25 protein-coding genes are annotated in these 26,351 nt (G+C 71.8%); 4 read left to right on the plus strand and 21 right to left on the minus strand.

Going from position 1 to position 26,351, the window contains the following annotated elements:
• Window positions 1-20 precede the first annotated feature (20 nt).
• The 3 genes from AC07N1_RS02685 to AC07N1_RS02695 all read right to left on the minus strand — a co-directional run bounded on the left by AC07N1_RS02685 (window position 21) and on the right by AC07N1_RS02695 (window position 4,577).
• Complete coding sequence (locus tag AC07N1_RS02685) at window positions 21-944, minus strand: ROK family protein (RefSeq protein ID WP_494670378.1); 924 nt, start codon at window positions 942-944, stop codon at window positions 21-23.
• A 117-nt stretch (window positions 945-1,061) separates the two neighbouring features.
• Complete coding sequence (locus AC07N1_RS02690; RefSeq protein WP_494670379.1) at window positions 1,062-2,252, minus strand: glycoside hydrolase family 27 protein; 1,191 nt, start codon at window positions 2,250-2,252, stop codon at window positions 1,062-1,064.
• Between the two features lie 309 nt (window positions 2,253-2,561).
• Window positions 2,562-4,577: a TonB-dependent receptor gene (locus AC07N1_RS02695; RefSeq protein WP_494670380.1), complete on the minus strand. Its 2,016-nt coding sequence runs from the start codon at window positions 4,575-4,577 to the stop codon at window positions 2,562-2,564.
• Between the two features lie 178 nt (window positions 4,578-4,755).
• Here AC07N1_RS02695 and AC07N1_RS02700 point away from each other — a divergent pair, with 178 nt between their 5' ends.
• Both AC07N1_RS02700 and AC07N1_RS02705 read left to right on the plus strand, forming a co-directional pair.
• Window positions 4,756-6,786, plus strand: a complete 2,031-nt coding sequence (locus AC07N1_RS02700) for a phytase (RefSeq protein ID WP_494670381.1) — start codon at window positions 4,756-4,758, stop codon at window positions 6,784-6,786.
• 396 nt (window positions 6,787-7,182) lie between these two features.
• Entirely contained in the window at window positions 7,183-9,669 is a 2,487-nt protein-coding gene (locus tag AC07N1_RS02705; RefSeq protein WP_494670382.1) for a glycosyl hydrolase 115 family protein, read from the plus strand.
• Between the two features lie 130 nt (window positions 9,670-9,799).
• On the opposite strand, the gene AC07N1_RS02710 is transcribed toward AC07N1_RS02705, so the two are convergent.
• The 8 genes from AC07N1_RS02710 to AC07N1_RS02745 form a co-directional block, all read right to left on the minus strand.
• Entirely contained in the window at window positions 9,800-11,269 is a 1,470-nt protein-coding gene (locus AC07N1_RS02710; protein WP_494670383.1) for an adenosine deaminase family protein, read from the minus strand.
• A 145-nt stretch (window positions 11,270-11,414) separates the two neighbouring features.
• Complete coding sequence (locus AC07N1_RS02715) at window positions 11,415-12,221, minus strand: DUF1521 domain-containing protein (protein ID WP_494670384.1); 807 nt, start codon at window positions 12,219-12,221, stop codon at window positions 11,415-11,417.
• A 234-nt stretch (window positions 12,222-12,455) separates the two neighbouring features.
• Window positions 12,456-13,256: a type III secretion system export apparatus subunit SctT gene (sctT, locus tag AC07N1_RS02720; protein WP_494670385.1), complete on the minus strand. Its 801-nt coding sequence runs from the start codon at window positions 13,254-13,256 to the stop codon at window positions 12,456-12,458.
• On the minus strand, window positions 13,253-13,525 hold the full coding sequence (gene sctS, locus AC07N1_RS02725; protein WP_494670386.1) for a type III secretion system export apparatus subunit SctS: 273 nt from the start codon (window positions 13,523-13,525) through the stop codon (window positions 13,253-13,255). The genes sctT and sctS overlap by 4 nt, the downstream gene beginning before the upstream one ends.
• Window positions 13,526-13,538: 13 nt before the next feature.
• On the minus strand, window positions 13,539-14,201 hold the full coding sequence (gene sctR / locus AC07N1_RS02730) for a type III secretion system export apparatus subunit SctR (RefSeq protein WP_110119752.1): 663 nt from the start codon (window positions 14,199-14,201) through the stop codon (window positions 13,539-13,541).
• Between the two features lie 6 nt (window positions 14,202-14,207).
• On the minus strand, window positions 14,208-15,197 hold the full coding sequence (locus AC07N1_RS02735) for a FliM/FliN family flagellar motor switch protein (RefSeq protein WP_494670387.1): 990 nt from the start codon (window positions 15,195-15,197) through the stop codon (window positions 14,208-14,210).
• Window positions 15,194-15,844, minus strand: coding sequence for a response regulator transcription factor (locus tag AC07N1_RS02740; protein ID WP_494670388.1), 651 nt, complete (start codon window positions 15,842-15,844; stop codon window positions 15,194-15,196). The genes AC07N1_RS02735 and AC07N1_RS02740 overlap by 4 nt, the downstream gene beginning before the upstream one ends.
• On the minus strand, window positions 15,841-16,902 hold the full coding sequence (locus tag AC07N1_RS02745) for a sensor histidine kinase (RefSeq protein WP_494670389.1): 1,062 nt from the start codon (window positions 16,900-16,902) through the stop codon (window positions 15,841-15,843). Before AC07N1_RS02745 ends, AC07N1_RS02740 begins: the two co-directional genes overlap by 4 nt.
• A 107-nt stretch (window positions 16,903-17,009) precedes the next feature.
• Between AC07N1_RS02745 and AC07N1_RS02750 the strand changes: the two genes are divergently transcribed.
• Both AC07N1_RS02750 and AC07N1_RS02755 read left to right on the plus strand, forming a co-directional pair.
• Window positions 17,010-17,240, plus strand: a complete 231-nt coding sequence (locus tag AC07N1_RS02750; protein WP_494670390.1) for a hypothetical protein — start codon at window positions 17,010-17,012, stop codon at window positions 17,238-17,240.
• Window positions 17,241-17,255: 15 nt separating this feature from the next.
• Window positions 17,256-17,912, plus strand: coding sequence for a hypothetical protein (locus AC07N1_RS02755; protein WP_494670391.1), 657 nt, complete (start codon window positions 17,256-17,258; stop codon window positions 17,910-17,912).
• Between the two features lie 185 nt (window positions 17,913-18,097).
• Here the strand turns inward: AC07N1_RS02755 and AC07N1_RS02760 are convergent, their stop codons facing one another.
• From AC07N1_RS02760 to sctC, 10 genes are read right to left on the minus strand one after another with little or no spacing between them, the layout of a single operon-like run.
• Window positions 18,098-18,769 (minus strand): hypothetical protein, encoded by a 672-nt coding sequence (locus tag AC07N1_RS02760; RefSeq protein WP_494670392.1) that lies wholly within the window; start codon window positions 18,767-18,769, stop codon window positions 18,098-18,100.
• Window positions 18,766-19,248 (minus strand): hypothetical protein, encoded by a 483-nt coding sequence (locus AC07N1_RS02765; RefSeq protein WP_494670393.1) that lies wholly within the window; start codon window positions 19,246-19,248, stop codon window positions 18,766-18,768. The genes AC07N1_RS02760 and AC07N1_RS02765 overlap by 4 nt, the downstream gene beginning before the upstream one ends.
• Complete coding sequence (locus AC07N1_RS02770; RefSeq protein ID WP_494670394.1) at window positions 19,245-20,567, minus strand: FliI/YscN family ATPase; 1,323 nt, start codon at window positions 20,565-20,567, stop codon at window positions 19,245-19,247. The genes AC07N1_RS02765 and AC07N1_RS02770 overlap by 4 nt, the downstream gene beginning before the upstream one ends.
• Complete coding sequence (locus AC07N1_RS02775) at window positions 20,564-21,163, minus strand: FliH/SctL family protein (RefSeq protein ID WP_494670395.1); 600 nt, start codon at window positions 21,161-21,163, stop codon at window positions 20,564-20,566. Before AC07N1_RS02775 ends, AC07N1_RS02770 begins: the two co-directional genes overlap by 4 nt.
• Window positions 21,160-21,729, minus strand: coding sequence for a hypothetical protein (locus AC07N1_RS02780; RefSeq protein WP_494670396.1), 570 nt, complete (start codon window positions 21,727-21,729; stop codon window positions 21,160-21,162). Before AC07N1_RS02780 ends, AC07N1_RS02775 begins: the two co-directional genes overlap by 4 nt.
• Window positions 21,726-22,469 carry a type III secretion system inner membrane ring lipoprotein SctJ gene (sctJ, locus tag AC07N1_RS02785; protein WP_494670397.1) on the minus strand — a complete coding sequence of 248 codons (744 nt, stop codon included), beginning with the start codon at window positions 22,467-22,469 and terminating at the stop codon, window positions 21,726-21,728. Before sctJ ends, AC07N1_RS02780 begins: the two co-directional genes overlap by 4 nt.
• 11 nt (window positions 22,470-22,480) lie before the next feature.
• Window positions 22,481-22,882 carry a hypothetical protein gene (locus AC07N1_RS02790; protein WP_494670398.1) on the minus strand — a complete coding sequence of 134 codons (402 nt, stop codon included), beginning with the start codon at window positions 22,880-22,882 and terminating at the stop codon, window positions 22,481-22,483.
• A gap of 27 nt (window positions 22,883-22,909) precedes the next feature.
• Window positions 22,910-23,215, minus strand: coding sequence for a hypothetical protein (locus AC07N1_RS02795; protein ID WP_492856830.1), 306 nt, complete (start codon window positions 23,213-23,215; stop codon window positions 22,910-22,912).
• A gap of 42 nt (window positions 23,216-23,257) precedes the next feature.
• On the minus strand, window positions 23,258-24,433 hold the full coding sequence (locus AC07N1_RS02800; protein ID WP_494670399.1) for a SctD/MshK family protein: 1,176 nt from the start codon (window positions 24,431-24,433) through the stop codon (window positions 23,258-23,260).
• Between the two features lie 4 nt (window positions 24,434-24,437).
• Window positions 24,438-26,342, minus strand: coding sequence for a type III secretion system outer membrane ring subunit SctC (gene sctC, locus AC07N1_RS02805; RefSeq protein WP_494670400.1), 1,905 nt, complete (start codon window positions 26,340-26,342; stop codon window positions 24,438-24,440).
• Window positions 26,343-26,351 lie beyond the last annotated feature (9 nt).

A 26,351-nucleotide genomic window follows, 5' to 3' on the forward strand; every position in this document is an offset into this window, starting at 1 on the left:
GATCCCTCCTCCTTGCGCCGTCAGGCGGCGACATCGCTGGACCAGTCGGCCTGGTTCCACAGCCGGGCCGCGCCGCGCACGCCCGAGGAGTCGCCCCAGCGCGCCTTGACGATGCGGCTCTCCCAGCGGTCGGTGAAGACGTGCGGCCCCACCAAGCCCGGCAGGCGGTCGTACAGCACCTCGACATTGGACATGCCGCCGCCCAGCACGAAGACGTCCGGGTCGACGATGTCGGCGATCACCGCCAGGCCCCGGGCCAGGCGGTCGAGATAGCGGTCGAGGGCGGCCTGGGCGACCGGGTCGCCGCCGGCGGCGGCCTCGACGATGGCCGCGCCGCTGAGATCGGCGCCGCCGTGCTCACGGAAATCGCGGCGGAAGCCGGTGCCCGAGATCCAGGTCTCCAGGCAGCCGTGACGGCCGCACCAGCATTGCGGACCGGGGCTTTCCTCGGCCTTGGGCCAGGGCAGCGGGACGTGGCCCCACTCGCCGCCGACGCCGTTGCCGCCCTCGACCAGCTTGCCGTCGACGGCGAGGCCGCCGCCGCAGCCGGTGCCGATGATCACCGCGAAGGTCACCCGCGCGCCCGCGGCCGCGCCGTCGATGGCTTCGGACAGGGCCAGGCAGTTGGCGTCGTTGGCCAGGCGCACCTGGCGATCGAGCGCGGTCTCCAGGTCCTCGCGGAACCGACGGCCGTTCAGGTAGGTGGTGTTGGCGTTGCGCACGAGGCCGGTGCGCGGCGACACCGAGCCCGGGGCGCCGACCCCGATCGTGCCGCGGCCGCCGGCCGCCTGCTCGGTGCGGGCCACCAGGTCGCGCACGGCGGCCAGGGCGCTGTCGTAGTCGCCGGGCGTAGGGGTGCGGAGGGTCGAAAGCACGCGACCGTCAGACGACAGGGCGGTCGCCTCGATCTTGGTTCCACCGAAATCGATCCCGATCTGGATCACCCAATACTCCCTGTCGCACGCTCGGCGACTGCGCGCCGACACATATTCCGCCGATGGCTTACCCTGCGTCCGCCAGGCGCGCCAGAATTAAAAAACGCTTTTTATTTATTCATAAGGTCACGGCGAGACCGTGACCATGACCACGCCGTGCGGCGCGACCTGCGCCGCGTAGCCGCCCTTGCGCGGGCCCAGGTCCTTCCCCGCCCACAGATCACGAACTCTGCCCGACAGAGTAGCAGGATAGTCGAGCATCGACCAGTCCACCCGCACCTCCGCCGGCGCCGCGCCGCGATTGAGCAGCACCACCGCCCGGCCGCCGCCCTTCAGCGGCCGCGCCCAGACCTCGAGGTCGCCCTGCCTGGACACCCGCCGCGCCTGGGCGCCGAGCGGATCCTGGTCGACGGCGATGACTTCCTTGTTGGTCAGGATCGCCTTGGTGTCGGCGTCCATGTGGCCGATGTCGTTGCCGGCGATCAGCGGCGCGGCCAGCATAGCCCATAGGCTGAAGTGCGAGCGGTATTCCTGCGTGGTCATGCCGCCGTTGCCGACCTCGAGCATGTCGGGGTCGTTCCAGTGGCCGGATTTTGCGTAGGGATGGAGCTCGGCCTGCTTGTCGAGGATGTTGAGCATCCCCAGGCTGTAGCCCTTCACGCCCTCCCAGGCGTCGTAGATGTCGCCGGTGGTGCGCCAGAGGTTGCCCACCTGGGCGCCCCACAGCCAGGGCTTGGAGCCGCCCCACTCGCAGATCGAGAAGACGATGTCGCGGCCCGTGGCCTGAAGCGCGGCCGACATGATGTAGTAGGACGACGGCGCATCCTGCGTGCCGGCCATGCACCAGTCGTACTTCAGGTAATCGACGCCCCAGGCGGCGTACTGGCGGGCGTCCTGGTACTCGTAGCCGCGGCTGCCGGGACGGCCGGCGCAGGTCTTAAGGCCGGCGTCGGAATAGATGCCGAACTTCAGGCCCCTGGCGTGGATGTAGTCGCCCAGGGCCTTCATGCCGCTCGGGAAGCGCTTGGCGTCCGGCTGGATGTCGCCCCGCGCGTCGCGCTCGCCGTGCCAGCAGTCGTCGATGACGACGTAGTCGTAGCCGGCGTCCTTCATGCCCGACGAGACCATGGCGTCGGCCATGCGCTTGATCAACGTCTCGTCGACGTTGCAGCCGAACTTGTTCCAGCTGTTCCAGCCCATCGGCGGGGTGCGGGCCAGGCCGTTGTCGGGCAGCGGCGGCGGCGGGTCGTCGGCCAGGGCCGGCGCGGCGGCGACCAGCAGGGAGGCGGCCGCCAGGGTCGAGACGAGGCGCTTCATGGGCTCACGCGGAAAGGGAAAGAAGAAGGAAGACGGTCCGCCGATCCCTTGGCTCCCGCGTGCAGGAAATATGGGAAAGGCGCGGGTGAACCGGCGGACCGCGAGGCGACGAAGGCCTCAGTCGTTACTGCGGGAAGATCGGTTGCGCGCGGACGCGCCAGGGCTAGGCCTGAAAGTCATGGTTCCCTCCCGGATCCTGGAGCGGCGTCGAGGCCGCATCCGGATCGCTTGAGAACGAAGTCATCACGCCGGGCGGGGCGCCGTCAATAGAATAAGCAAATTTGTTTTTGTTTTTAACGCTAACATTCCTCAGCGAACGTAGACGACGCCCACCCGCAGGCTGCGCGGCGCGTCGTAGCTGATGACGCCGTCACCGGTGCGGCCGGTGGCGACCCCGGCGTCGAGGGCGTTGCGCAGCTCGACCTCCAGCCGGGTCGCCGCATTGACGGCGTAGCGGGCCGAGAGGTTCAGGGTCGTGGCGGCTTGCAAGCGACGCGTGTTGAGGTCGTCGTCGAACCGCGCCCCCTCGTGACGGGCGGCGAGGAAGAGGTCGAGGTGCTGCGCCGCCTTCCACTCCAGGCCGGCGGAAGCCGCGAGGCGCGGGGCCTGGGCGGGGCGCTTGCCGGTCAGCTGCGGGGCGTCGGCGCCGCCGTCGACCTCGGCCCGGGTAGCCATCACCGCGCCGGTCAGGGCGAGGCGTTCGGAAAGGTCGGCGCGGCCTTCCAGCTCCAGCCCAACCGCGTCGATGCGGCCGACGTTCCGGCGCTGGCGCAGCACGCCGCCGGCCGGGATGAAGCCGGCCGTCGGGAAGGTCGCCGGCCCCTCGCCGATCGTGACGTTGGCCACCGGATCGTCGAGGCGGTTGAGGAACAGGGTGGCGGTCAGGCTCCCCGCCCTGCCCTCGACGCCGCCGCCGGCCTCGACGCCGTAGAGTCGTTCGGGCTTGAGGGCGGCGTTGGCCTCGGTGACGTCGTTGCCGACCCGGAACGGGCGGTGCAGCTCGTTGAGGCTGGGCGGACGGAAGCCGGCATAGGCGGCGGCGCGCAGGAAGCCGGGGCCAAGATCGCGGCGCAGGCCGATACGGCCGGTGGGCGTGGTCGCGCTGCGGCCGGCCGGCGTCTCATCGAGGGTGGCGGCCCCGGTCTGGGCGTCGAACTCGCGGCGGCGGGCGTCGAAGGCCCGCCACTGATCAAGGCGCAGGTCGCCGGTGGCGAGCCACGGCCCGGCGGTCCAGCTGGCGTCGGCGTAGATCCCGGCGGTGGTGGTGCGACCGCCGGCCTCGCGCCGGCGGGTGAACTGGCCGGACATGTAGCGGAAGCGCTCGTGGGTCTCGCCCTCGGCGGCGCGGATGTCGGCGCCAAGCTCCCACTCCAGCGGGCCGCGCACGCCGCGCAGGGCGGCGTTGAAGCCCACGCCGTAGGCCGGCGTCTCGTACTGGTCGTTGGCCGGGGTGGTGAAGGCGCGGCCGGCGCCGACGGCGACCGAGCGGTTCTGCAGGTCGCTGACCAGGGTCCAGGCCTGCAGCCGCCAGCCCTTGCGGTCCTGCGAAGGGGCCTGAGCGAGGGTCAGGCTGGCCTGGGCGCCGCGCGAGCGGGCGTCGGCGCCGAAAAGGCCCGAGCGGCGGTTCTCGTCATGGACAGCGACGCGGGCGGCCAGGGCCGGGCCGGCGGCCAGGCGCGTATCGTAGCGCAGGGACGCCGACCAGGCCTGCATGGCCAGGGGCTCGTCGGCCGCGCCACGCCCCTCGCGCACCGGGGTCCAGCCGCCGGAACGCTCCGCCGAGACGCTGGCCAGGACGCCGCCGGCCCCGGCGGTGAGCGCCGCGCGGCGATAGCCAAGCTCGCCGGCCTCGGCGCCGGCTTCCAGCACCTCGGCGCCGCCGTCGCGGCCGGTCAGGGCGACGACGCCGGTCAGGGCGCCCGCGCCATAGGCCTGGGCCCCGGCGCCGCGGACGATGCGGACGTCCTGGATGGTCTCGGACGGCAGGCCGCCCCAGATCACCCAGCCGCCGAAGGGGTCGTTCTGCGGCACCCCGTCGAGGGTGACCAGCGCCCGCCCCGCCCCTGACGGGGCGATGGCCCGCAGCGACAGCCCCTGCGTGGTCGGGTTGGCCGCCAGGCTCGATGTGCGCCGAAACAGCGACACGCCCGGCGCCCGCGCCAGCTGCTCGTCGAGCCGGGTCGATCGCGCCCAGGCCGGATCGGCCAGGGTCGAGATGGCGAAGGCCCCCTCGCCCGCCGACGGCGGCAGGCGCGCGCCGGTGACGATGACTTCCGATACGGTCGCTTCGGAAACGGGGATCGCCTCAATGGGGGCGTCGAACATGGCGGCTCCAGGGCGGCGAAAGACTCGGGTCGGACTATAGCCGCCCCGGCGCGGAGAAACGCCCGTGTCGGTGAAAGGACTTTGGCGTCATCAATCCGTTTTGAAATCGTCGCATAAGCCACGCGCAGGCCGGGGCTGGCCGCATGACCTGTCCGAACGACCCTGGGGGATCCGCAGAATGACCCATCTTCGCGCCAGCGCCGCCGTCGGCGTGCTCGCCTTCCTGCTCGGCGCCGGATCCGCCCTCGCCGAGGCCCCGGCCGTCGCGCCGGCGATCTCGACCGCTCCGACCACCGAGGGCGGCGCTAACGGCGTGGCCCTGCTGCGTAATCCGGCCGCGCCGGAAAAGAGCCTGATCGCCGCCACCGGCGAAGGCGGCGGGCTGGAGCTCTACGGCCTCGACGGCCAGCGGGTCGGCGCGATCCCCGGCGGCGAGGTCTACGGCGTCGACGTGCGCGAGCACGAGGGCAAGCCGCTGGTGGCGCTGCTCGACCGCAAGGGAGGCCGCCTGCGCCTGGCGTCTTACGACTTCGCCACGGGCCAGGCCGCCAATCTCGACGCCAAGCCGCTGAGCCTCGACTACGCCGGCGAAGGCGTCTGCCTGTGGCGCGGGTCGCGCGACCGCTCGCTCTACGCCTTCACCCTGGGCGTGGCCGGCCAGATGGACCAGTGGCTGCTGTTCCCCACCGCCGACGGCAAGCTGGACGGCCGCATCGTGCGCCGCCTGCACCTGTCGTCCGAGGCCAAGTACTGCGTCGCCGACGACGTGACCGGATCGCTCTATGTCGCCCAGGAAGCGGTCGGCATCTGGCGCTACGCGGCCGATCCGGAGTCCGATCCGGTACCGACCCTGATCGACGCCAACCGCCTGGGCCAGATCGCCGGCGAGGTGGCGGGCTTGGCCCTGGTCGACGGCGGCGACAGCGCCCGCTTCCTGGTGGCCGCCAACGCCACAGCCGGCGACTACGCCGTCTACGATCGCTCCCAGGACGACGCTTTCGCGGGCCTCTTCCGCATCCAGGCTGGCGAGCAGAACGCCGTCGAGAACCCGTCGGGCCTGTTCGCGGTTCGCGCGCCCCTGGGCGAGCGCCTGCCGGCCGGCGCCCTGCTGGTCGCCGACGACCGCAAGTCGGGCGCGAACATGAAGGTCGTGTCGTGGGCCGACGTCGCCGCCGGGCTGAAGCTGGCCACGGGCGACGCGGCCGGCTCCAGGCCCAAGGCCGACTTCGCCGTGGTCCGCCCGACCATGGAGACCACGCCGGTCGCCCATGACGGCGACGCCGCCGACGACCCGGCCATCTGGGCCAACCCGGCCGATCCGTCCAAGAGCGCCATCATCGCCACCGACAAGAAGGGCGGCCTGCTGGTCTACGATCTGGCCGGCAAGCCCTTGCAGTACCTGGCCGACGGCAAGATGAACAATGTCGACCTGCGGTCCGGCTTCAAGCTGGGCGGCAAAGACACGATCCTGGTCACGGCCAGCGACCGCACCCACAAGTCGATCGCCATCTACACGCTGGACCCGGCCACCCGCCAGCTGACCTCGGTCGCCGACGGCGTGCAGGCCACGGGGCTTTCGGACCCGTACGGGCTTTGCATGTATCGCGGCAAAAAGGGTGCGACCTACCTCTTCATCAGCGATCCCGACGGGCTGGTGCGGCAGTGGAAGCTGGTCGCGCAAGCCAACGGCAAGGTCCGCGCCGTCCAGGTGCGCGACGTGAAGTTCGACACCCAGACCGAAGGCTGCGTCGCCGACGACGAGACCGGCGCCCTCTACGTGGCCGAAGAGGACGTCGCCCTGTGGCGGCTGGGCGCCGAGCCGTCGGACAAGCGCGCGCCCCACGCCGTCGACCGCGTGGCCGCCAACCCGGCCCTGAAGGACGACCTGGAAGGCGTCGGCATCTACGCCCAGCCGGGCGGCAAGGGCTTCATCGTCGTCTCCAGCCAGGGCAACGACAGCTACGCCGTCTATCGCCGCGAGGGCGACAACGCCTATGTCGGCAGCTTCTCGGTCGTTGCCGACGGAGCCAAGGGCATCGACGGGATCTCCGAGACCGACGGCCTGGAGGTGACCAGCGCCTCGCTCGGCGCGGGCCTGGAAGGCGGCGCCTTCGTCGCCCAGGACGGCCGCAACGTCTTCCCGCCCGAGCACCAGAACTTCAAGCTCGTGCCGTGGTCGGCGATCGCGGGAGCGCTGGGGCTGAAGTGATCCTTCCCCCTTGGCGAGGAACCTCCCCCTCTGGGGGAGGTGATCGCGCAGCGATCGGTAGGGGGGATGCGAAATCGGCCACCGCCTCGGAAGCTGAAAACGTCCCCCATCGGCCTTCGGCCGCCTCCCCCAGAGGGGAGGTTCCGCTGCGCGGCCACCTCAGTCGCTGCGCGACAGCTCCCCCAGAGGGGGAGCATCTGAAGCGCGGCGCTGAATAGATCCTCCCCCTCTGGGGGAGGTGGCCCGGAGGGCCGGAGGGGGTCGGCACGACGCGCCACCCCACCTCCACATAGTGAGATTGAATCTCACAAAATAGATGCCCATTCCTCCAGACCACCCTATGGTCTGACCAATTCGACCAAGCTGCCTGACAGCGAAGCGATCTGGAGGAAGCTCATGCGGCTGGCGTCGCTTGTCATCAGTCTGGTTCTCGCCGCGTTCGCCCTGCCCGCCTGGGCGCAGGAGGCCTGGGTCACTGACAAAGCCTCGCGCGGCGCCTTTCAAATCGCCGGCGCCGAGATCCTTTATTCGGAAAGCGACGATCCGCTCGTGGGCCTAGCGGTCCAGGACCTGCGCGACGACCTGGCGGCCGTCACGAGCAAGACCCCTCTCCTCTCGACCGGCGCGCCCAAGGGCCGGACGGCGATCCTGGTCGGTACGCTGGGCAAGAGCCCGCTGATCGACGGCCTCGTGCGCGACGGGAAACTGAAGGTCGACGACCTGCGCGGCCGTTGGGAGGGCTTTCTGATCACCGTGGTCGAGAACCCCGCGCCCGGCCTCGACCGCGCCTTGGTCATCGCCGGCGGCGACCGAAGGGGAACGGCCTACGGCGTCTATGAGTTCAGCCGCGCCATCGGCGTCTCGCCCTGGATCTGGTGGGCCGACGTCAGGCCGATCAAACGAAAGACGCTCTACGTCGCCGCCGGTACACGCCGCGTCGAGGCGCCGTCGGTGAAGTATCGCGGGATCTTCATCAACGACGAGGACTGGGGCCTGCAGCCCTGGGCGGCCAGGACCTTCGACCCGGCCTATGGCGACATCGGCCCCAGGACCTACGAGAAGGTGTTCCAGCTCCTGCTGCGGCTGAAGGCCAATACCCTGTGGCCGGCCATGCACGAGGTCAGCAAGCCGTTCAACGCCGATCCGGCCAACGCCGCCCTGGCCGACCGCTGGGGGATAATCATGGGCTCGTCCCACGCCGAGCCGATGCTGCGCAACAATGTCGGCGAGTGGAAGGCGGGCGCCGAGGCCTACAACTACGCGGCCAATCCGGGCGGCGTGCTCGACTACTGGCGCCAGCGGGTGAAGGCCAACGGCGGCTACGAGAACATCTACACCCTGGGCATGCGGGGCATCCACGACTCCGGCATGGTCGGCGGCGGCGACATCGACGGCCAGCGAGCGCTGCTGGAGAAGATCATCGCCGACCAGCGCGGCCTGATCCGCGATCACGTCGATCCCAAGGTCGAGACCGTCCCGCAGGCCTTCACCGCCTACAAGGAGGTGCTGGACGTCTATCGCTCGGGGCTGAAGATTCCGGACGACGTGACCCTGGTCTGGCCGGACGACAATTTCGGCTACATCCGCCAGCTGCCCAATGCGGAAGAGCGAAAGCGCTCGGGCGGATCGGGCGTCTACTACCACCTGTCCTATCTGGGCGCGCCGCTGTCGGACCTCTGGCTGTCGACCACGCCGCCGGCCCTGGTGATCGAGGAGATGGGCCGGGCCTGGGACCTGGACGCGCGCCAGCTGTGGATCGCCAATGTCGGCGACATCAAGCCGGCGGAGCTGGGAACGCAGCTGTTCCTCGACATGGCCTGGGACGTGGACGGGGTGCGCAAGCTGGGCGCTCACGGCTACGAAGCGCGGTTCGCCCGCGAGACCTTCGGACCGGAGCGCGCCGAAGCGGTCGCCGGAATCCTGGCCGAGCACCACCAGCTGAACTTCGAGCGCAAGCCCGAGCACCTGCAATGGTTCTGGGGCCGGGGCGCGACGCCACGCTCGAGCCCGCTGTCGGTGGAACAGGCGGATACGCGGCTGGCGCGGTTCGACGCCCTGGTGGCGCGACTGGACCGCGAGGGCGCCAAGATCCCGGCCGAGCAGCGCGACGCCTGGTTCGAGCTGGTGGAGTATCCGGTGCGGGCGGCAGCGGCGGCCAACCACCGCTTCTTCGACGCCGAGGCCTTCGACCGGCTGATCGGCGGCCGGCCCGAGGAAGCTCGCCGCCGCGCCGAAAAGGCCCGGGCGGCCGACACGCAGATCGCCGCCCTCACCCGCCGCTACAACGACGAGACCGCCGGGGGGAAGTGGCGCGGCGTCCTGTCGGTTGAGCCGGCCGACGGCCAGTGGACCTCGTTCCGGCAGAAGCCGTTCGTCGCCCCGGCCGCGGACGCGACCGCGCCGCGCCTGGCGCCCTTCCCGCCGACCGACACCGACGTGATCGTGGTCGAGGCCGAGACGGCGCGGGGCGCGGGCTGGCGGCGGCTGGACGGCGTGGGGCGTGGCGGGGCGGTGATGGTCGCCGGGGTCGTCACAGAGCCGTCGCGGACCCTGGCGCAGCTTGGCCCGGCGCTGGACTACGCGGTGACCCTGCCGGCCGGCGCCTGGTCGCTGGACCTCGATTTGCTGCCGACCTTCCCATTGAACGGCCAGACGGCGCTGCGGCTGGCAATCTCGGCCGACGGCGGCGCGCCCGTCGAGGTCGCCGCGCCGCGCAAGGTCGGCGACAAGGCCTGGGCCGAGGGGGTGCTGGACGGGCGGGTGCGGGTGTCGTCGGGCGTGACGCTGTGCGGCGGCGCGCGGACAGTGCGGGTGGCGCAGCTGGATCCGGGCGTGGCGCTGGACGCGCTGGTGCTGCGGCCGGCGGCGGGCTGTCCACGGTGATCCTTCTCCCCTTGCGGGAGAAGGTGGCGGCGAAGCCGACGGATGAGGGGTCGCGCGGCGTCTGGTTTCTGAGAGACCCCTCACCCGACCTCGCTCCGCGAGGCCACCCTCTCCCGCAAGGGGAGAGGGATCAGTGGGTCGCTTCGAACGCCTCGAATTCCCGCTCCAGCTTCCATTGCAGCTGCGCCTTCGGGTTGGCGCCCAGGAACGCCTCGCAGGCGTTGCCCGGCTTGGCGCACACGGTGGTTCCGCGCAGGCTTTTCCCCGGCACGAAGGCGTATTCCAGGCTGTCGCGGGCGATGGCCTTGAGGTCGCGGTAGGTCAGGCCCTGCTCGGTGGCGGCGCGCAGATACTCGTTGGTCAGGTCGATGCGCGAGACGCCCTCGTCGTCGGTCGACAGCACCACCGGCACGCCGGCCTTGCGGTAGAGGTGCAGCGGGTGGTCGGCGCCCTTCACGCCCAGGATGACGTCGTTGCTGGTCAGGTTGATCTCGACGGCGACCTTGTCGCGGGCCATGCGCGCGAGCAGCTCCCGCGCGTCGGCCTCATGGGCGATGTCGACGCCGTGGCCGATGCGCGCCGCGCCCGCCACCTCGACCGCCTCGCGGATGTGGAACGACAGATCGCGCGGCGGCACCAGGCCCAGGGTCAGCTCGCCGGCGTGCAGCGACAGCTTCACCTTCGGATAGCGGGCGTGCAGGAAGGCCAGCATCTGCATGTGCAGCCGGTAGTCGGCCAGGGAGGTCGGGTTGTCCTCCGGGGCGACGATGTTGACCCCGACGAAGCGCGGGTCGGCGTCGGCCAGGGCGAAGGCGGCCGTCAGCTGGGCGAACACCACCTGCGGCGCCAGGATGCGCACGGCGAAGGCCTGGTAGCCCAGCGCCACGGCGCAGGCGCCCTGGCGCGGCTTCTGGACCTGGCAGCCCAGGCGGCGGTCGGACTCGGCCTCGGCGGCGTCCATCTCGGCGCGGACCTTGGCGACGAGGTCGGGGATGCCCGGCTCCAGCGCGGCGAAGGCCTTGGCCATGTCGCCGTCCCATGCGGAACCGCGGACCTTGTTCACTAGATCGTAGATGGCGCCGGGGTTCACCGAGGTCTCGACATAGCCGACACGGTCGCCGGCGGCGTATTCGCGGACCACCGCCAGCATGGCCGGCAGGTTGTTCTCGGTCACCGCCCCGAACCGGCCGAAGGTCGAGAAGAACTGGTCGTGACCGGAAGCCTGGGCCCCGTCGGCGCCGGCGTTGTAGTTCAGCATCGACAGCGAGTTGACCGCTCGGGCGTAGAGGGCCGGATCGGCCTTGGCCAGCCCGCGCGCGGGCTTGCGGCCGGGGGCGTCGCACGGTCCGCTGGCCAGGGCCGGCTGGACGTCGGTGGTCACGCACAGGCCGTCGGCGTCGGCCCAGGCCAGGAAGTCCTCGGCGTACGGCGTCCCCGACAGGTGATTGTGCAGGTCGCCGCCCTTGGGCATGGCCTGGAGGAACAGGCGCAGGGCGGCGCGGTTCTTCAGCGCCGCGTCGAAGGCGGCCGATGCGCGCGCCTCGGCCGAGGGGGCCGGCGGAGCCGCCAGGGCGGGGGTCAGGGCGGACGAGAGCGTCAACAGCCCGGCCGCCATCGCGAGACCACTCGCCAGCAACTTCATTCGCGCGCGCATCGACCGCCCCCAGATCCTTTCCGCCTACCGACGATGATTTGCGGCGTTTGGCAAATCAAGCGCGGCGGAAAGGACCGGACGGAGATCGCGGCTAGAGGTTCAGCAGCGGGAACCGCTCGGCGGCGCGGGCGGAGACCGAGGCGTCGGCCGACAGGCCAAGACCCGCGCCGGCGCCCAGCAGCCAGCCGGTCAGCAGCAGGCCCAGGCCCGCATGGAAGGTCTGCAGGGTCTCGCGCAGGCCCTCGGCCCCGGGCTTGGTGAGGTCGAAATCGGCCTGGCCGACCGCGCCGCCGTCGATGCTGCTGGTCCACCCCGTGGCCGAGGCGTCGTCCTCGTGGATCACCAGGCCGTCGTCATGCGCCGCGTCGAGGGCGTAGCCGTTGCCGCCCAGGGTGACGGAGAAGTCGCCCCTGGTCTGCTCGCTGACCCCGTCGATGACGATCGCCTGGTCGCCGCGGGTGACCACCACCTGCTCGGCGTAGGTCATGTTGTTCCACTTCGAGGTCTCGGTGTTGATGGTGATCTTCGTGCCGTTCTCGAGCTGGAAGGTGGTCGTGCCCCAGAAGTCGCCGATGTGCTCGCCGTTGTAGCTGACGTGGGGGTCGCCCCAGACGCGGGTGGCGTTGCCGTCGGCGTCGCGCACGACGATCTCGGAATTGGCCTCGTTGATCGACAGGGTGTAGCCGTCGCCGATGTCGATCTCGGCCTTGCCCTCGCCGGGCATGGTCGCGGTGAAGGGCTGCTGGGCGGGCGCGGGCTGGAACAGGCCGGCGACGATGGCGCCCAGGGTGAACTGCATGGCGCCGAAGCTGCCCAGCGACTTGCCGAGCTCGGCCCCGATCCCGGTCAGGATCGCGCTGTTGATCGCCGTGCTCAGCGACCCGTTGATGGTGGTCATCGCTCCTACCCTCTCTCATCGCCGCCGCGCGGCCTGCGACGAAAGGTGGCGCCGAGCGGGGCCGTCGAGATAGCTGGGGCGTACCCCATCAGGGAAAACCCTAGCGCCTGCGGCGCCCCCTCCGGCCCTTCGGGCCACCTCCCCCAGAGGGGGAGGATCTATGAGCGCCGGCTTCAAGATGCGCCCCCTCTGGGGGAGCTGTCGCGAAGCGACTGAGGGGGCGCGCGAAGCGCCCTACCCCTTCCCGTCCAGCCCCCGCAGCACCTGCAAGATCGTCGCCGGCCGCGCGCCGATCTCGTTGAGGAGCAGCTGGACGAGGCCCGTCAGCATGGCCAGGACCACCGCCGTGGCGATCCACGACTTGATGGCCAGGCCCAGGGAGAAGACGTTGAGCTGGGGGGCGTAGCGGTTGATCAGGCCAAGGCCGACGTCGACAAGGTAGAGCACGATCAGCGCCGGGGTCGACAGCATCACCGCCATCACCATCAGTCGCGAGAACTCGCCCTCGAACAGGGAAAGGCTGCGCAAGGACAGCACCGGGGTCAGGCTGCCGATCGGCCAGATGGCGTAGCTGTCGAGGATCACCCCGACCATCAGTAGCAGGCCGCCCGAGAACATGAAGACGAAGTTGGCCAGGCGGCCCAGGAACTCGCCGGTCAGCGAGGTCTGGTGGCCGCTGAGCGGATCGACGACCTGGGCCATGGTCGCCCCGACCTTGGCGTCGATGATCTGGCCGGCCGCCTCCAGCGCCCACAGCATGGTCCCGAAGAAGAAGCCGATGACCAGGCCGATCACCGCCTCCTTGCCGAAGATCAGGATCCACTGGACCGTCGGCAGCTCCATCTGGGCGACCTGCGGCTGGAGGGTGATGACGATGATCCCGAAGGCCAGGAAGATCGAGTTGCGCACCAGGGCCGGCACGGTCTCGGGCGACAGCAGCGGCAGCAGCATGAAGGCGGCCGCCACCCGGGTCGCGCCGACCGCGAGCACCATCGTGTTGGAGAAGATCGCGCCCAGCCAGTCGGGCGTGTTCATCGGCGGACCATGGCCGGGAACTCGGTGAACACCCGGTCGCCGAAGCGATAGAGCGTGCCGCCCAGCAGGCTGGCGGTGACGAAGATAGTCAGCACGATGGCGAAGAACTTGGCCGCGTACTGCAGGGTCTGCTCCTGCAGTTGGGTGGCCGACTGGATCACCGCCACCAACAGCCCGACCAGCGAGGCGGCGATGATCGGCGGGGCCGACAGGATCAGCACCAGCCACAGGGCCTGGTTGACGAGCTCGATGGCCTGGGCGTTCAGCATGACGCGGCCCTCCCTACGTGTAGGACAGCACGAGGCCGTGGGCGAGCTTCACCCAGCCGTCGATCAGCACGAACAGCAGCAGCTTGAACGGCAGCGACACGGTCGTTGGCGACAGCATCATCATGCCCATGGCCAGCAGGATGTTGGACACCACGAGGTCGATGATCAGGAATGGCAGGAAGATCAGGAAGCCGATCTGGAAGGCGGCCGCCAGCTCCGAGACGGTGAAGGCCGGGACGACGACGATGAAGTCGCGCTGGGTCAGGGCGCGGGCCGTTTCCGGGCCGTTGATGCGCTGGGCGGTCTTCAGGAAGAAGGCGCGCTCGCGCGGCGTGGAGTGCTTGATCAGGAACTCGCGCAGCGGCTCCTTGGCCTTGTCGGCGTAGGTGAACAGGGCCTGCGTGTCGCTGCTGACGGCGGCGATCGGTTTGACGCCCTGGTTGGCGGCGGCCATCTGCTGGCCGACCGGGTACATGACGTAGAGCGTCAGGATCAAAGCCAGGCCGTTGAGCACGATGTTGGGCGGCACCTGCTGCAGGCCCAGCGCATTGCGCAGCAGGCTGAGCGTGACGACGATCTTGGTGAACGAGGTGACCATCACCGCCACGAACGGCGCCAGCGCCAGCAGGATGACGGTGATGAGGGCCGAGCCGGGCGAGAACTGCGAGAGGTCCATCTGCGCTCAGCCCTCGCCGCCTATGGTTTCGACCAGCACGCCCCAGGCCTCGCCGACCGGCACCAGGCGGCCGCGGGCGATCGGGCGGCCGCCGGCCAGCAGCACGGCGGGGGCGTCCTCGCGCGGGCCGGCCAGGACGACGGTCGCGCCGGGCCGCAGGCCCGACAGCTCCGACAGCGGCAGGCTGGCCTCGCCCAGCAGCACCTTCAGCGGCACGGGCAGGTCGGCGGGCGCGACCGGCGCGGCGTCGGTGGGAACGTCCTGCGTGGGGACGACGGCGATGTCGAGCGGCGGCGGGGCCATGGCGCTCTCCTCGATGGCGTTGAGCGTGAAGCGATGGTGGGAAAGGTCGAACCGGCCGACCAGGCGACGGTCGAACAGGGTCAGGCTGGCCAGGCCCGGGCGCGAGGCCGACAGCGGCGTCAGCACGATGTCGCCGGGGCGCAGGGAGGCGGCGGTCGCCGCCGGCAGCTCCGGGCCGTCCAGCACCAGCGGGCCGGCGGCGGGCACGGCCAGGTGCGCGCCCGGCGCCCAGGGGTCGAAGATCGGCTCGGGCCAGGCGCGGGCGGCCTGCGGATCGACGGCCAGGACCAAGCGGGCGAAGGGCGCGCCGTCCTGGGCCAGGGCTTCGATCGACAGGGCCAGCAGGCCGTCGGGCGCATCGGCCTCGACGCTCAGGGGCGCGAGGCTCTCGGTAGTCGCCGCTTCGATGGCGGCCACGACCGGCTCGATGCGGTCGAGGCCGATCAGCAGTTCGGCGTCGTCGGCCGGAGCGAAGGCGGCGCCGGCAAGCTCGCGGATCGCCAGACGCTGGCCGGCTTCGAACAGGATCCAGGGACCGGGGCCGGGCTCGGGATCGAGGGCGACGCGGGTGACGAGGCCCGGCGCGCGCAGGGCGGCCAGCATGGCCAGGGCGCGGTTGCGGGCGACGAGGTCGGACAGGTCGGCGGCGGGACCGGCGCCCTCCCCCGCTTCGAGGTCGAGGAAGGCGCTCATGCGTCGTCGTCCACGCTGCCGGTGACGGCCATGCGCACCAGCCGGGTCAGGCTGGCGGCCTCCATCTTGGTCATGATCCGCGAGCGGTGCAGCTCGACGGTCTTGGGGCTGATGCCCAGCTCGTAGGCGATGACCTTGTTGACCTTGCCGGCCACCACCAGGGCCATGACCTCGCGCTCGCGGTCGGTGAGGCCGGCGACGCGCCCGGCGTAGGCCTCCTGGCCGGGGCGGAGCGCCGGGCGCGCCTGGGCGAAGGCGCGTTCGAGGGCAGCCTCCAAGGCCGCTTCCTGGAAGGGCTTCTCCAGGAAGGTGACGGCGCCCTTCTGCATGGCCTCGACGGCCAGGGGCACGTCGCCGTGGCCGGTCATGAAGATCACCGGCCGCTGGCAGCCGCGAGCCTTCAGGGCGTCGAGCAGCTCCAGCCCCGACATGTCGGGCATGCGTACGTCGAGCAGCAGGCAGGCGCCGGCCGGCGGCTCGCCGGCGTCGAGGAAGGCCCGGGCGCCGTCGAAGGTGGAGACGGCGTAGCCCAGGCTTTCCAGCCACCAGGCTGCGGACTGGCGGAACTCGCCGTGGTCGTCGACCAGGCAGACCGCGCCCAGGGGCGGCGGCGGAACGTCCAGTGTGGATGTCGAGGGGGTCGTCATGGCTCCTCCTGGCGCGCCGCGGGCAGCGCGATGTGGAATACGGTTCCCCCCTCGGGATCCGGGGCGTGCCAGAGCCGCCCGCGATGCAGTTCGACGATCGAGCGGCAGATGCCGAGCCCCACCCCCATGCCGCCGGGCTTGGTCGAGAAGAACGGCGAGAACATCTTGTCGGCGGCGGCCGCGTCGACGCCGGGACCGCTGTCGGCGACGGTCAGCTCGACCATGCGGTCGGAGCCTTCCATGGGTCCGGCGGCGATGGTCAGGCGGCGCGGGCCGGGCCGGCCGCGCATGGCGTCCAGGCCGTTGCGGGCCAGGTTGACCAGCACCTGCTGGATCATCACCGCGTCGCCCAGCACCGGCGGCAGGGCGTCGAAGCGGACGCGGGCGACGACCTTGTCGCGGGCGATCTCCCAGTCGAGCAGGTCCCGCGTGGCGCGGACCAGCTTGGGCAGATCCAGCGGCTCCACCTGGGGCTGGCGCTGCTCGACGAAGGAGCGCATCCGCTGGATGACGCCCGAAGCGTAGAGCGCCTGCTCGGCGGCGCGGTCGAGGGCCTCGACGCCCTCCTCCTTCGACAGCGCGCCGCGCGACAGCCGGGCCTTCAGCCCCCGGGCGATGTTGGCGATCGAGCCGATCGGCTGGTTCAGCTCGTGGGCGATCATGGTCGCCATCTCGCCCACCGACATGACGCGCGAGGTCAGCAGCAGGCGTTCGCGGTCGGCGAGGCGCCGGGCCTCGGCCTGCCGGCGCTCGGCGGCGCTGGAGAGGATCAGGTGGACGCGGCCGTCGCCGGCGACGGTGCGGGCCTCGAAGGCCTGGCCGTCGAGGTCGAGCGGATGCAGCCCGCCCTCCCCGCGCTGGGCGGCCTCGACCGCCGCCAGCAGGCCGCCGGCCGGGGCCTGGCCGGGGGCGAGCCCCGGCGTCAGCCGCGCGAAGGCGGCCGTGCGCCAAGCCAGGCGCGGGACAGCGGCGTCCTCGAAGGCGGCGACGGCGAGGTCGAGCGCCTCCAGGGCCTCAGCCTCGGCCGAGTGGGCCAGCAAGGTGGCGAGACCGGTCATGCGACCTTCCCCCTGTGTCGGGAGACCCCGACGGGCCTTCCTCCTAGGGAAAACCCGACTGGCGGCGGCGCGTTGATCTTCGTATCGAGAGACTGAAGGAGTTTGCCATGTCCGCCAGCCGCATCGACGCCCCGTCCGTTTCCGGCGTCTGGAGCCACGGCCTTTCGGGGATTTCCCCGGCCGGCGAGCCCTCGCGCGCCCAGGCCTTCGGCGACTTCTCCGGCTTCTCGCGCCAGGACGGCCGCATCAGCCTGTCGCGCGTCTCGCGCGATCTGGACGACGCGGCTCGCGCCGTGGCCGACCGCCTCACCGACGCCCGCGACAACGGCTTCGTCTGACGCTAGCGTCAGGGCGTGACCGCCGACCGCATCCTCAAATCCGAGCCCGACTGGTTCGGCGCCGCCCAGGCCCTGGTCGAGGGCCTGCAGGGCCAGCCGAGCCTGGACCGGCGCGTCGACGTGCTGGAGCGCGTCTGCACCGACCTGGGCGACGCGCTCTATCCCGGCTTCGCCAAGCTGCTGGCGGCCGTGGCCCATTTCGGCGAGCCGGACGTCAAGGCGCTGGTCGCCGACACCCTGGCCCAGGCCCTGCTGACCGCCCGCCTGCCCGCCGCGCGCGTGCCGGCCTGGGGCGCGGGCGGTTTCTCCAGTCTGGGCATGGGTGGGCCGCTGCTGAGCAACAGCCGCAAGGTCGGCCCGCTGGAGTTCCTGTGCGTCTGGCTGGTGCGCGACATCGCCGACGCGCCGCTGGACGCGGAGGCCTTCGAGACGGCGGCGACCTACCTGCTGGACCTCGTCTCGGCCTCGCCCAAGGCGGCCGGCCTCTACATCGACAAGCTGCGGGCCGACGCCGCCGACCCGACCGAGGGCCTGCACAACGCCCAGAGCCGCCGGCTGATCGAGATCCTGGCCGACCGCTGGGGCGCCGGCGATCCCCCGGCCGAGGTGGCCCGGGCCGTGGCTCGGGCTGCGGAGGCCGATCGGGGGCGGTTCGGGTTGCCGTTGAGGTAGGGAGGAACGACCCCCAGCCAAAATGATCCCGTCATTCCCGCCCTTGTGGCGGGAACCCCTGGTTCCGCTGACACGTGAGATGCTAGCGGCGTGCTCGGCACGCCGCCTCGGCTGCCCTAGCGGCTGACAGAGGGGTTCCCGCCACAAGGGCGGGAATGACGGGAGTTGAGGGGGGGCGCGTTGCGTCACCGCACCCTCCGGATCAACGCTTCCGGATCCAGGCCGTCGTCGGCCTCGACGAAGAGGTCGGCCAGGGCCAGGCCCCGCACCTCCAGCCGCTTGCGCAGGGCCTCCAGGGCCTTGGTCACCTCGGGCGTGGCGTCCGGCCGGGCGGCCAGGGTCAGGGAGACGGCGCCGTCGGGACCGCGCGCCAGGCCAAGGCCCGTCAGCAGCGAGTTCTTGTCGGCCAGACCAAGGGCCAGCGCCTTGCGGTCGCCGCCGGCCGCCAGCCAAGCCTGGTCCATGGCCGCGGCGAAGGCCTCGATCTCGGCGGCGCTGGCCGTGGCCGGCCCGGTCACCGGGATGTCGACCGCCTCGCCGCCTTGGCGGGTCAGGGCCGCGAGGGCGTCGACGCCGGCGGGTTCGGAGTTCGAGGCGATATCCTTGAACTCGCGGGCGGGTCCCAGCAGGGCGGAAAGATCCACACTCGCGCCCTCCTCCTTCTCGTCGCGCTTGGCCTCCTTCTGGCGCTCGGCGCGGGCGGGCTGGCGGGCGGCGGGTTCGCGACGTTCGGCGGCCTGTTGCAGGGCGGCCTGGAACTCGGCGCCGCGCCAGGGCGCGGCCTGGTCGGACGAGGACGACCGCTGGCTGGACGGGCTGGAACGCTCGGACGGGGCGCTGTCACGGATGGCGGTCATCGAATTCTCCTCAGGGCGCCGGCGTCCTCGATCTCAAGCTGCTCGCGGGCCTCGCGGTCGGCGGCGACCAGGGCGCGAGCGAGATCCAGGCGGCCGCTCATGGCGTCGAAGCGGCCCTGGGCGCGGGCGAGGTCGCGCAGGGCGACGGCGAGATCCTCGCGGGCCAGATCCAGGGCCACGGCCTCCTGGTCGCGCAGGCGCTGGTCGGCGTCGCGGGCCGTGGCGATCGCCTCGCGGCGGGCCAGGGCGGCCTCGATCAGGTGGGCCGCGCCCGACAGGCCGCCGGCGAACCAGTCGTCGAGCCGGGCCTTGGCCAGGTCGTGGGCGGCGATCACCCGGTCGCGGGTCTCCAGCGCCATGACGGCGTCGGCGACCTTGCGGCGGGCCTGCGCGGCCTCGCGCATGGCCCTCTCTACGCGGCGCTCGCGCAGCTTGACCACCGGGGTCAGGGCCTGGACCTGGACGCGGGCGGCGCTCATGCGGCCGTCTCCATCAGGGCGGCGAGGGCCTGGTCGAAGGCGACGGCCTCGTGCGCGCCCTGGCGCAGCAGGTTGGTGATGAAGGTGCGGCGGGCGATGGCCTCGTCGGCCAGCGGGTCGCCGCCGGGCTTGTACTCGCCGATCTGGAGCAGGAACTCGATCTCGGCGTACTTGGCCATCCAGCCGCGCACCTTCGAAGCTGCGGCCTGCTGCTCCGGCCCCGTGACGCGCGGGAAGACCCGGCTGAGGCTGGCGGCGACGTCGATGGCAGGATAATGGCCGGCCTGGCCGAGCTTGCGCGACAGATAGATGTGGCCGTCGAGGATCGAGCGGACTTCCTCGCCGACCGGATCGCCGCCCTCCTCGTCCTCGATCAGCACGGTGTAGAAGGCGGTGATCGCCCCGCCCTCGATCGCCCCCGCCCGTTCGAACAGGCGCGGCAGTTCGGCGAAGACCGACGGCGGAAAGCCCCGGCGCACGGCCGGCTCGCCGACCGACAGGCCGATCTCGCGCAGGGCGCGGGCGAAGCGGGTGACGCTGTCCATCTGCAACATGACCCTACGCCCCTCGGCCCGGAACCCTTCCGCAATGGCGGTGGCGACGTGCGCGGCGCGCACCCGCTCCATGGCCGGGCGGTCGGAGGTCGAGACGATGACCACCGAGCGGGCCAGGCCCTCCGGCCCCAGGCAGTCGTCGAGGAACTCGCGCACCTCCCGCCCGCGTTCGCCGATCAGGGCGATGACGTTGACGTCGCTGCGGGCGTGGCGGGCGAACATGCCCAGCAGGGTCGACTTGCCGCCGCCGGCCATGGCGAACAGGCCCACGCGCTGGCCCTCGCCCGTGGTCAGCAAGGCGTCGACGCTGCGCACGCCGGTGGCGAAGGGCTTGGCGATCGGCGGGCGGGCCAACGGGTTTGGCGCCTCGCCATAGACCGGGAACGGCCGCAGCAGGCCGGTGATGGGACCGAGGCCATCGAGCGGCTCGCCATGGGCGTCGAGCACTCGGCCGAGCAGGCCCTCGCCCACCCCGATCTCGCTGCGGCGCGGACCGGCCACCACCTCGGCGTCGACCGCCACGCCCTCCAGCCGCGCCAGGGGCGTCAGGATCGCAGCCCCGCCGTCGAGGCCGACCACCTGGGCCTTGACCACGTGGCCGCCGGCGCGGTCGACGATCTCGCACTCCTGGCCGATGCGGACGTCCAGTCCCGTGGCGCGGACGGTGGTGCCGAAGGCCTGGGCCACACGCCCTCGCCGCTCGACGGTGCGGGCGCCGCGCAGGACGTCGCGAAGGCGGGCGTCGGTATCGGCGTCCAGGCTCATGCGGCGGCCTCGCCGGCGGGGGCGGCGAACACGGCTTCGAGAGCCCGCAGCTGGGTTTCGAGGCCGGCGTGGGTACGGCCCGAGGGGGTGTCGAGCACGCAGTCGCCCGCCGGCAGGTCGACGTCGCCGACCACCTCGATGCGGGCGTCGATCGACCACAGGCGGCGGGTCACCGCTCCGGCCGCCTCGGGCGCGACGCGGACACGGATCGGCTCTTCGGGCAGCAGGTCGCGGGCGGCCTGCTCGGCCAGGGCGGCCAGCACCTCGTCGGGCGCGAGGCCGGCGGCGATGCGGCGGACGATGTCGAGGGCCAGGGCGCCGGCGCTGGTCCGCAGGCGGTCGCGTTCGACCTGGAGCGCAGCGTGGACGCTCGCCAGCACCTGGGCGGTCTCGCGGGCGGCGGCGGCGGTTCCCTCGGCATGGCCCTGGGCGAAGCCGTCGCGCAGGGCGGCCTCGCGGGTCGCCTGGCGCAGGGCGTCGAGGGTCGCGGTCAGCTCGGCCGCGTCGCGCACCGCGCCGACGTCCTCGCGGCGGATCACCGGCTGGTCGGTCAGCAGCGCGCCCGAGGGACCCGAGGAAAGCAGCAGATAGGTCATGCGGCGGCCTCCAGCGCGCCGGCCTCGAAGGCCATGAAAAGTCCCCGCGCGGCGTGGGCCGCGCTGCGTCCACGCTCGGGATCGAGCGCCAGGGGGACGACGTCGAAGAGATCGCGCAGGCGATCGGCGGCAGCGGGCCGGTCGGCGACCTCGGCCAGCAGGACGGCCGCGCCGAGCGCCGCGAAGGCCGTGTCGTCGGCCAGGGCCGCCTCGGCCTGGGGGATGGCGGGCACGAGGCCCGGGGGCGAGGCCAGGACCGCGTCCAGCGCCGCCTCGCCGATGCGCCGCGCCACACGGGCCAGCCGCCGGCCGTCGATCGAGCGTTGCAGCGCCGCCGTGCAGGCCGCCGCCGCCGCGAAGTCGGCCAGGCGGGCGCGACGCTCGGCCGGCCAGGCGGCCCAGTCGGGCGCGGCGGCGATGTCGGCGAAGGCCAGGACGGTTTCGGGTCGGCCGGCCAGCCGCCGGGCCAGGCGCGCCGCGCGCGGACCCACGCCGCCCGGCGCGCCGACGCTCGTCAGCAGCCTGGCCTGGGCGCCCAGCCGTTCGCGATCAGCCCGGGCGCTCATGCGGTGGGGCCCGTCGGCTCGGCCAGGGTCCGCAGCTTGCGGCGCGGCCTGAAACGGCTGGTGCGGCTGACGACATAGGCCCCCACCCCGCCGATCGCCGCCAGTATGGCGATGGCCGGCATAGTGAAGCTCTTGATCGGCGATACCGGGGCGGCGGCCATCACCGGCTTGGCGGGGAACATCACCACCGTCACCTTGTCGTAGGGCAGGCCCTCGATGGAGTTGGTGACCAGGGCCTTGATCGACCCCACCTGGCCGGAGAGGTCGACGTCTGGGTTGTGGCGGATGAACACCGAGGCCGAGGACGGCTTCTGCTGCTCGGCCAGCGGGTCGGCCTCGGGCACGGCGATGTGCACCCGGGCCTGAACCACCCCGTCGATCGACGAGATGGTCTGGCTGAGTTCCTGGCTCAGGCCGTACATCAGCCGGGCCCGCTGCTCCATCGGCGAGGAGACGAAGCCTTCCTTCTTGAACACCTCGCCCAGGCTCTCGAACTTGTCGCGCGGATAGCCCTGGTCGTGCAGCACGGCCACGGCCGAGGAGAACTGCTCGGCCCGAGTCTTCAGCGCCCAGACCTTGCCGTCCTTGCTGCTCTTCGAAGCCGAGACATTGGCGTTCTGGAGCACGGCGACCATCTCGTTGGCCTCGCGCTCGGAAAGCCCGCCATAGAGCTCCTTCTCCGCGCAGGCGGTGAGGCCCAGGGCCGTGGCGACCAGCAACGCCGACAGGATCTTGCGCATCGTCGCCTCCCTCAGGACTGCTGCCGGAAGAGCTGCTGCAGGCCGTCGGACGTGCGGTTGGCGATGTTCGAGGTCAGTTGGCAGTTGAACATGAACTCGTGGCACTGGACGGTCAGGCCGATCATCTCGCCCGGCGTGATCGCCGCGCCCTTGGCCTCGGCCGCCTTGGCGTGGGCGGCCAGGTTCGAGGCCTGGCCGTTGACGAACTCCAGCTGGTTGAAGATCCCCTTCATGGCCGGGGCCAGGGCTTCGGGACCGGACAGGCCGGACACGCCCGACGCGCCGGCCGTGTGCAGGGCGTTCTGGAACTGGACGGCGTCGGTCAGGCTGGCGCCGTAGCCGACCTGGGCGACCTGGGGCGATGCTTCCTGGGGGACGGCCAGGGCGGCCGCCGATATGGGGTCGAAGGACATGGGCGTCCTCTCCGCTGAAGAGGCCGCTTAGTTCTTGCGGGCCATGGTTTCGAGGGCGCGGCCGACGCTGTCGACCGAGGTGCTTTCCGAATTGGCCATGAAGTTCATGCGCAGGCTTTCGGCCGTCAGCATGGCCATGACCGAGGGCTTGTCGTCGCCGCCCGTGCCGACCTGGTCGGACAGCTCGGTGATGCGCACGGCCTGGGAGTCGAGCACCTGGCCCCAGGCGTGGGCCATGGCCTCGAACCAGCTGCCCGGGCGGTTCTTGGTGTTGGAGCCCTGGAGGCTGGAGGCCACGGACATGGTCGCGTAGTTCGAAATCGTGTCGGTCATCGTCGCTTCTCCTTGAATTCTATCGGGTTGCTTTGCTCGCTCTCAGAACATCAGGCGGGTGGTCTCGCCGCCCTTCTCGACCAGCACGGCCTGGCTCTCGACGCCGATGATGCGGTCGCCCGTGGGCAGCATCGAGCCGGCGAAGTAGCGGGCGCCGTCGGCGGTGGCGACGTAGCCGGCCTCGCCGCCGACCACCGCCACCACGCGCTTGCCGGGACCCTGGTCGAACACCTGGCCCAGGCGATCGCCGCCGCCGGCCCGCTCGACGTCGAGGGCGCGCAGGCCCTTGACGTCGTGCAGGGCGATCTTCTCGACCTTGTCCACGTCCTGGGCCGGGCCGGTGACCTGCACCTGCACGCGGGCCAGGCCGTTGGGGCGGGCGGTGGCGGCCAGGCCGTTGGCCTGGAAGACGTCCTCGACGTTCTGGGCCAGGCTTTCGCTGGTCACGACCTCGACCCTGGCCGGCAGATCGCGGTTGCTGACCAGACGGGTCAGGCGGGCCTTCTCGGCGTCGCGATTGAGCACGCCGGCGATGACCAGCTTGCCGTTCTCCTCGGGCCGCACGGCCAGGGCGCCGTAGCCCTCCTGGCGCAGCAGGGCGTGGAGCTTGGAGGGGCTGGCCTCCTGGCCGCCGAAGCGGGGCACGTTGGCGACGGCGTAGGTGACGCAGGCCAGGGCCGCGCCGAACACCAGCACCGGCACCAGATGCGGCGTGGCGACGACGACCCGCACGCCGCGATCCAGCGTGCGCCGCAGCAGGCTGCGGCCGTCCTCGAACAGTCCGCCCTCCTCCTCGGCCGGCGGGGCCTCGGCGGGCGCGGCGGCGTTCAGCAGGCGCTCGGCCTCGCGCCAGCGGGGGCTCTCCTCGACGCCCAGGGCCAGGGCGTTGTCGCCGACGATCAGCGGCACGTAGCAGGGCAGCACGGCGCGGGCCGGCGCCTCCAGACGATGGCCGAGCATCTCGACCTGGCCCGACAGCACCTCGATGTCGGCGGCCTCCTCGCCTGCAGTGAGCCGCACGCGAATGCCCTTGGCGCTGGCGTCGCGCAGGACGATGTCGGCGTCGAAGCCGTGGCCGAGTTCGGCGGCATCGCCCGGCGGCATGGGCAGCAGGGCGCCGGCGACGCGGCCGGACAGCACCTTGAGGACGAGGGTCGCGGCGCGGACCTTCGCCAGGTCTTCCGTGGTGTCTTCGGGCGGCAGGGCTTGATGGGTCATGGGCCTAGCTCGGATTGGGGATGGGTTTCATCGTGCCGTCAGGCTGCGCCGCCACGGGGGGCGGCGCCGGCGGCAGCGGCTGGGCGGGACCGCGCCGCGCGCCCTTGACGGGCTTGCGGTCGCTGGGCAGGGCCGGCGCGGCGGGCAGCGGAGCGTTCTCGAAGCCCGAGGCCGGCGCGTCGTAGCGCACGCCCGCCGGCGACGGCGATCGCGAGCCGATCGAGGCCAGGCGCGGGGTGATCAGGAACATCCGCTCGATGCGGCCGCTGCTGCGCTGCTGCACCTTGAAGAGGTTGCCCAGCACCGGGATCGAGCCCAGCACTGGGATCTTCGACGAGCCGGTGGTGTCGGACTGCACGGTCATGCCGCCCAGCAGCAGGCTCTGCCCCTCGACGATCAGGGCCTGGGTGTTGAGCGCCGCGCGGCGGACCACCGGGATGTTGTCGACGCTGGCGTTGGTCAGCGAGCCGTCCTCGATGGTCACCAGCATGCGGATGCGGGTCTGGCCGGCGTCGCGGGTGACGTGCGGGGTGACGCGCAGGGTGGTGCCGGCGGTGACGTTGAAGAGGTCGACGTCGCGCTCGCCGGCCAGACGGACGTAGAAGTCGCGGCTGTTCTCGAACACCGCCTCGACGTTCGACAGGGTGACGATCTGCGGCCGCGAGACGACGCGGGCGACGCCCTCGGTCTCCAGGGCGTTGAGGCGGGCGGCGAAATAGTCGCCGTTGCCGATGATCGTCGAGGCGATCAGGCCCTGGTAGGGCTTGGGCGAGGTGTTTCCCCGGGTGAGGTTGGTGTCCTCCAGGCCGGCCGGTGCATTGGGACCCCGGCCGAACTGGACGCCGCCGTTGCCGTCGTCGAAGCGCCAGTTGATCCCGAGATCCCGGGCCTTGGTGGTGTCGATGTCGATGATCGCCGCCTCGACCTCGAGCAGCTGCGGCTCGACATCGAGGGCGCGGACCAGCTCCTCGTAGGCCGACATGCGCTCGGCGACGTCGCGGACGATGATGGCGTTGAGCCGACTGTCGGCCTGCACACGCACGGGGTTGGGCGGGGCGTAGACGCCGGTCTGCTCGTTGGCGAGCGGCTGGCCCAGGGTCCCCTGCCCTTCATTGCCGTAGAACGAACCGCCCGCATTGGGCGTGCCCAAGGTCGCCAGCCCCTGGCCGCGCAGGCCCTGGACGGCGGCGGGGATGGCGCTTTCGCTGCGGGCGGCCGCGCCGGAGCGCTCGTTGGTCTCGGAGCTGACCAGCGAGCGGATGATCGAGGCCACGCCCGGGATGGTCACCTGCTTGGCGCCCACCGTCAGGTTCACGTCGTCGGCCCAGCCGTAGCGCAGGTAGAAGACCCGGTACTGCAGGGTCGGCGACGCGGCCTCGGCCTGGACGCCGCCCCGCGCCAGCTCGTCCACCTGCTGCAGGAAGCGCGGCGAACCGGTGGCCACCAGCATGTCGCCCGTGGCGCGCAGGGTGTTGCGGCCGTCCAGCAGACCCAGTTGCCGCGCGGCGCGGTCGACCCGGCGCGAGGCCGAGCCGGAGATCGGGAAGCTGCGGCTGGAAAGCTGGGCGGCGGTGTAAACATAGGCCGCGCCGCCGTCGTAATAGGTGACGAGGTCGAAGGCCTTGGAGACGTCGGCGTCGATCTTGGCGGCCGGGCCGCGGAACACGCCGTTGATCGTGCCGGCCACTTGCGAGGAGACGATCACCGGCACGCCGACCTGATTGTAGAAGTTCTGCAGGAACTGGGCGATCGGCTGCTCGCGGGCGGTCAGGTCGATGGTGCGGCCGCCCAGCGGGACCTCGCCGGCGCGAACCTGGGGCGCGGTGGCGGCCAGGGCGGCGGCGACCGCCGCGGCAACGCCCATCCGGGCGGCGCGGCGAACGCTGGGTCTATCCTTCTGAAGGGACATTCTGTCTCC

This window comes from Caulobacter sp. GW821-FHT09B11 (assembly GCF_059418205.1).

Coding starts and splice junctions, on each gene's coding strand:
- AC07N1_RS02690 (WP_494670379.1), bottom strand. CDS start 2,252: ATGAAGCGCCTCGTCTCGACCCTGGCGGCCGCCTCCCTGCTGGTCGCC.
- AC07N1_RS02695 (WP_494670380.1), bottom strand. CDS start 4,577: ATGTTCGACGCCCCCATTGAGGCGATCCCCGTTTCCGAAGCGACCGTA.
- AC07N1_RS02700 (WP_494670381.1), top strand. CDS start 4,756: ATGACCCATCTTCGCGCCAGCGCCGCCGTCGGCGTGCTCGCCTTCCTG.
- AC07N1_RS02705 (WP_494670382.1), top strand. CDS start 7,183: ATGCGGCTGGCGTCGCTTGTCATCAGTCTGGTTCTCGCCGCGTTCGCC.
- AC07N1_RS02715 (WP_494670384.1), bottom strand. CDS start 12,221: ATGACCACCATCAACGGGTCGCTGAGCACGGCGATCAACAGCGCGATC.
- sctT (WP_494670385.1), bottom strand. CDS start 13,256: ATGAACACGCCCGACTGGCTGGGCGCGATCTTCTCCAACACGATGGTG.
- sctS (WP_494670386.1), bottom strand. CDS start 13,525: ATGCTGAACGCCCAGGCCATCGAGCTCGTCAACCAGGCCCTGTGGCTG.
- sctR (WP_110119752.1), bottom strand. CDS start 14,201: ATGGACCTCTCGCAGTTCTCGCCCGGCTCGGCCCTCATCACCGTCATC.
- AC07N1_RS02735 (WP_494670387.1), bottom strand. CDS start 15,197: ATGAGCGCCTTCCTCGACCTCGAAGCGGGGGAGGGCGCCGGTCCCGCC.
- AC07N1_RS02740 (WP_494670388.1), bottom strand. CDS start 15,844: ATGACGACCCCCTCGACATCCACACTGGACGTTCCGCCGCCGCCCCTG.
- AC07N1_RS02745 (WP_494670389.1), bottom strand. CDS start 16,902: ATGACCGGTCTCGCCACCTTGCTGGCCCACTCGGCCGAGGCTGAGGCC.
- AC07N1_RS02750 (WP_494670390.1), top strand. CDS start 17,010: ATGTCCGCCAGCCGCATCGACGCCCCGTCCGTTTCCGGCGTCTGGAGC.
- AC07N1_RS02760 (WP_494670392.1), bottom strand. CDS start 18,769: ATGACCGCCATCCGTGACAGCGCCCCGTCCGAGCGTTCCAGCCCGTCC.
- AC07N1_RS02765 (WP_494670393.1), bottom strand. CDS start 19,248: ATGAGCGCCGCCCGCGTCCAGGTCCAGGCCCTGACCCCGGTGGTCAAG.
- AC07N1_RS02770 (WP_494670394.1), bottom strand. CDS start 20,567: ATGAGCCTGGACGCCGATACCGACGCCCGCCTTCGCGACGTCCTGCGC.
- AC07N1_RS02775 (WP_494670395.1), bottom strand. CDS start 21,163: ATGACCTATCTGCTGCTTTCCTCGGGTCCCTCGGGCGCGCTGCTGACC.
- AC07N1_RS02780 (WP_494670396.1), bottom strand. CDS start 21,729: ATGAGCGCCCGGGCTGATCGCGAACGGCTGGGCGCCCAGGCCAGGCTG.
- sctJ (WP_494670397.1), bottom strand. CDS start 22,469: ATGCGCAAGATCCTGTCGGCGTTGCTGGTCGCCACGGCCCTGGGCCTC.
- AC07N1_RS02790 (WP_494670398.1), bottom strand. CDS start 22,882: ATGTCCTTCGACCCCATATCGGCGGCCGCCCTGGCCGTCCCCCAGGAA.
- AC07N1_RS02795 (WP_492856830.1), bottom strand. CDS start 23,215: ATGACCGACACGATTTCGAACTACGCGACCATGTCCGTGGCCTCCAGC.
- AC07N1_RS02800 (WP_494670399.1), bottom strand. CDS start 24,433: ATGACCCATCAAGCCCTGCCGCCCGAAGACACCACGGAAGACCTGGCG.
- sctC (WP_494670400.1), bottom strand. CDS start 26,342: ATGTCCCTTCAGAAGGATAGACCCAGCGTTCGCCGCGCCGCCCGGATG.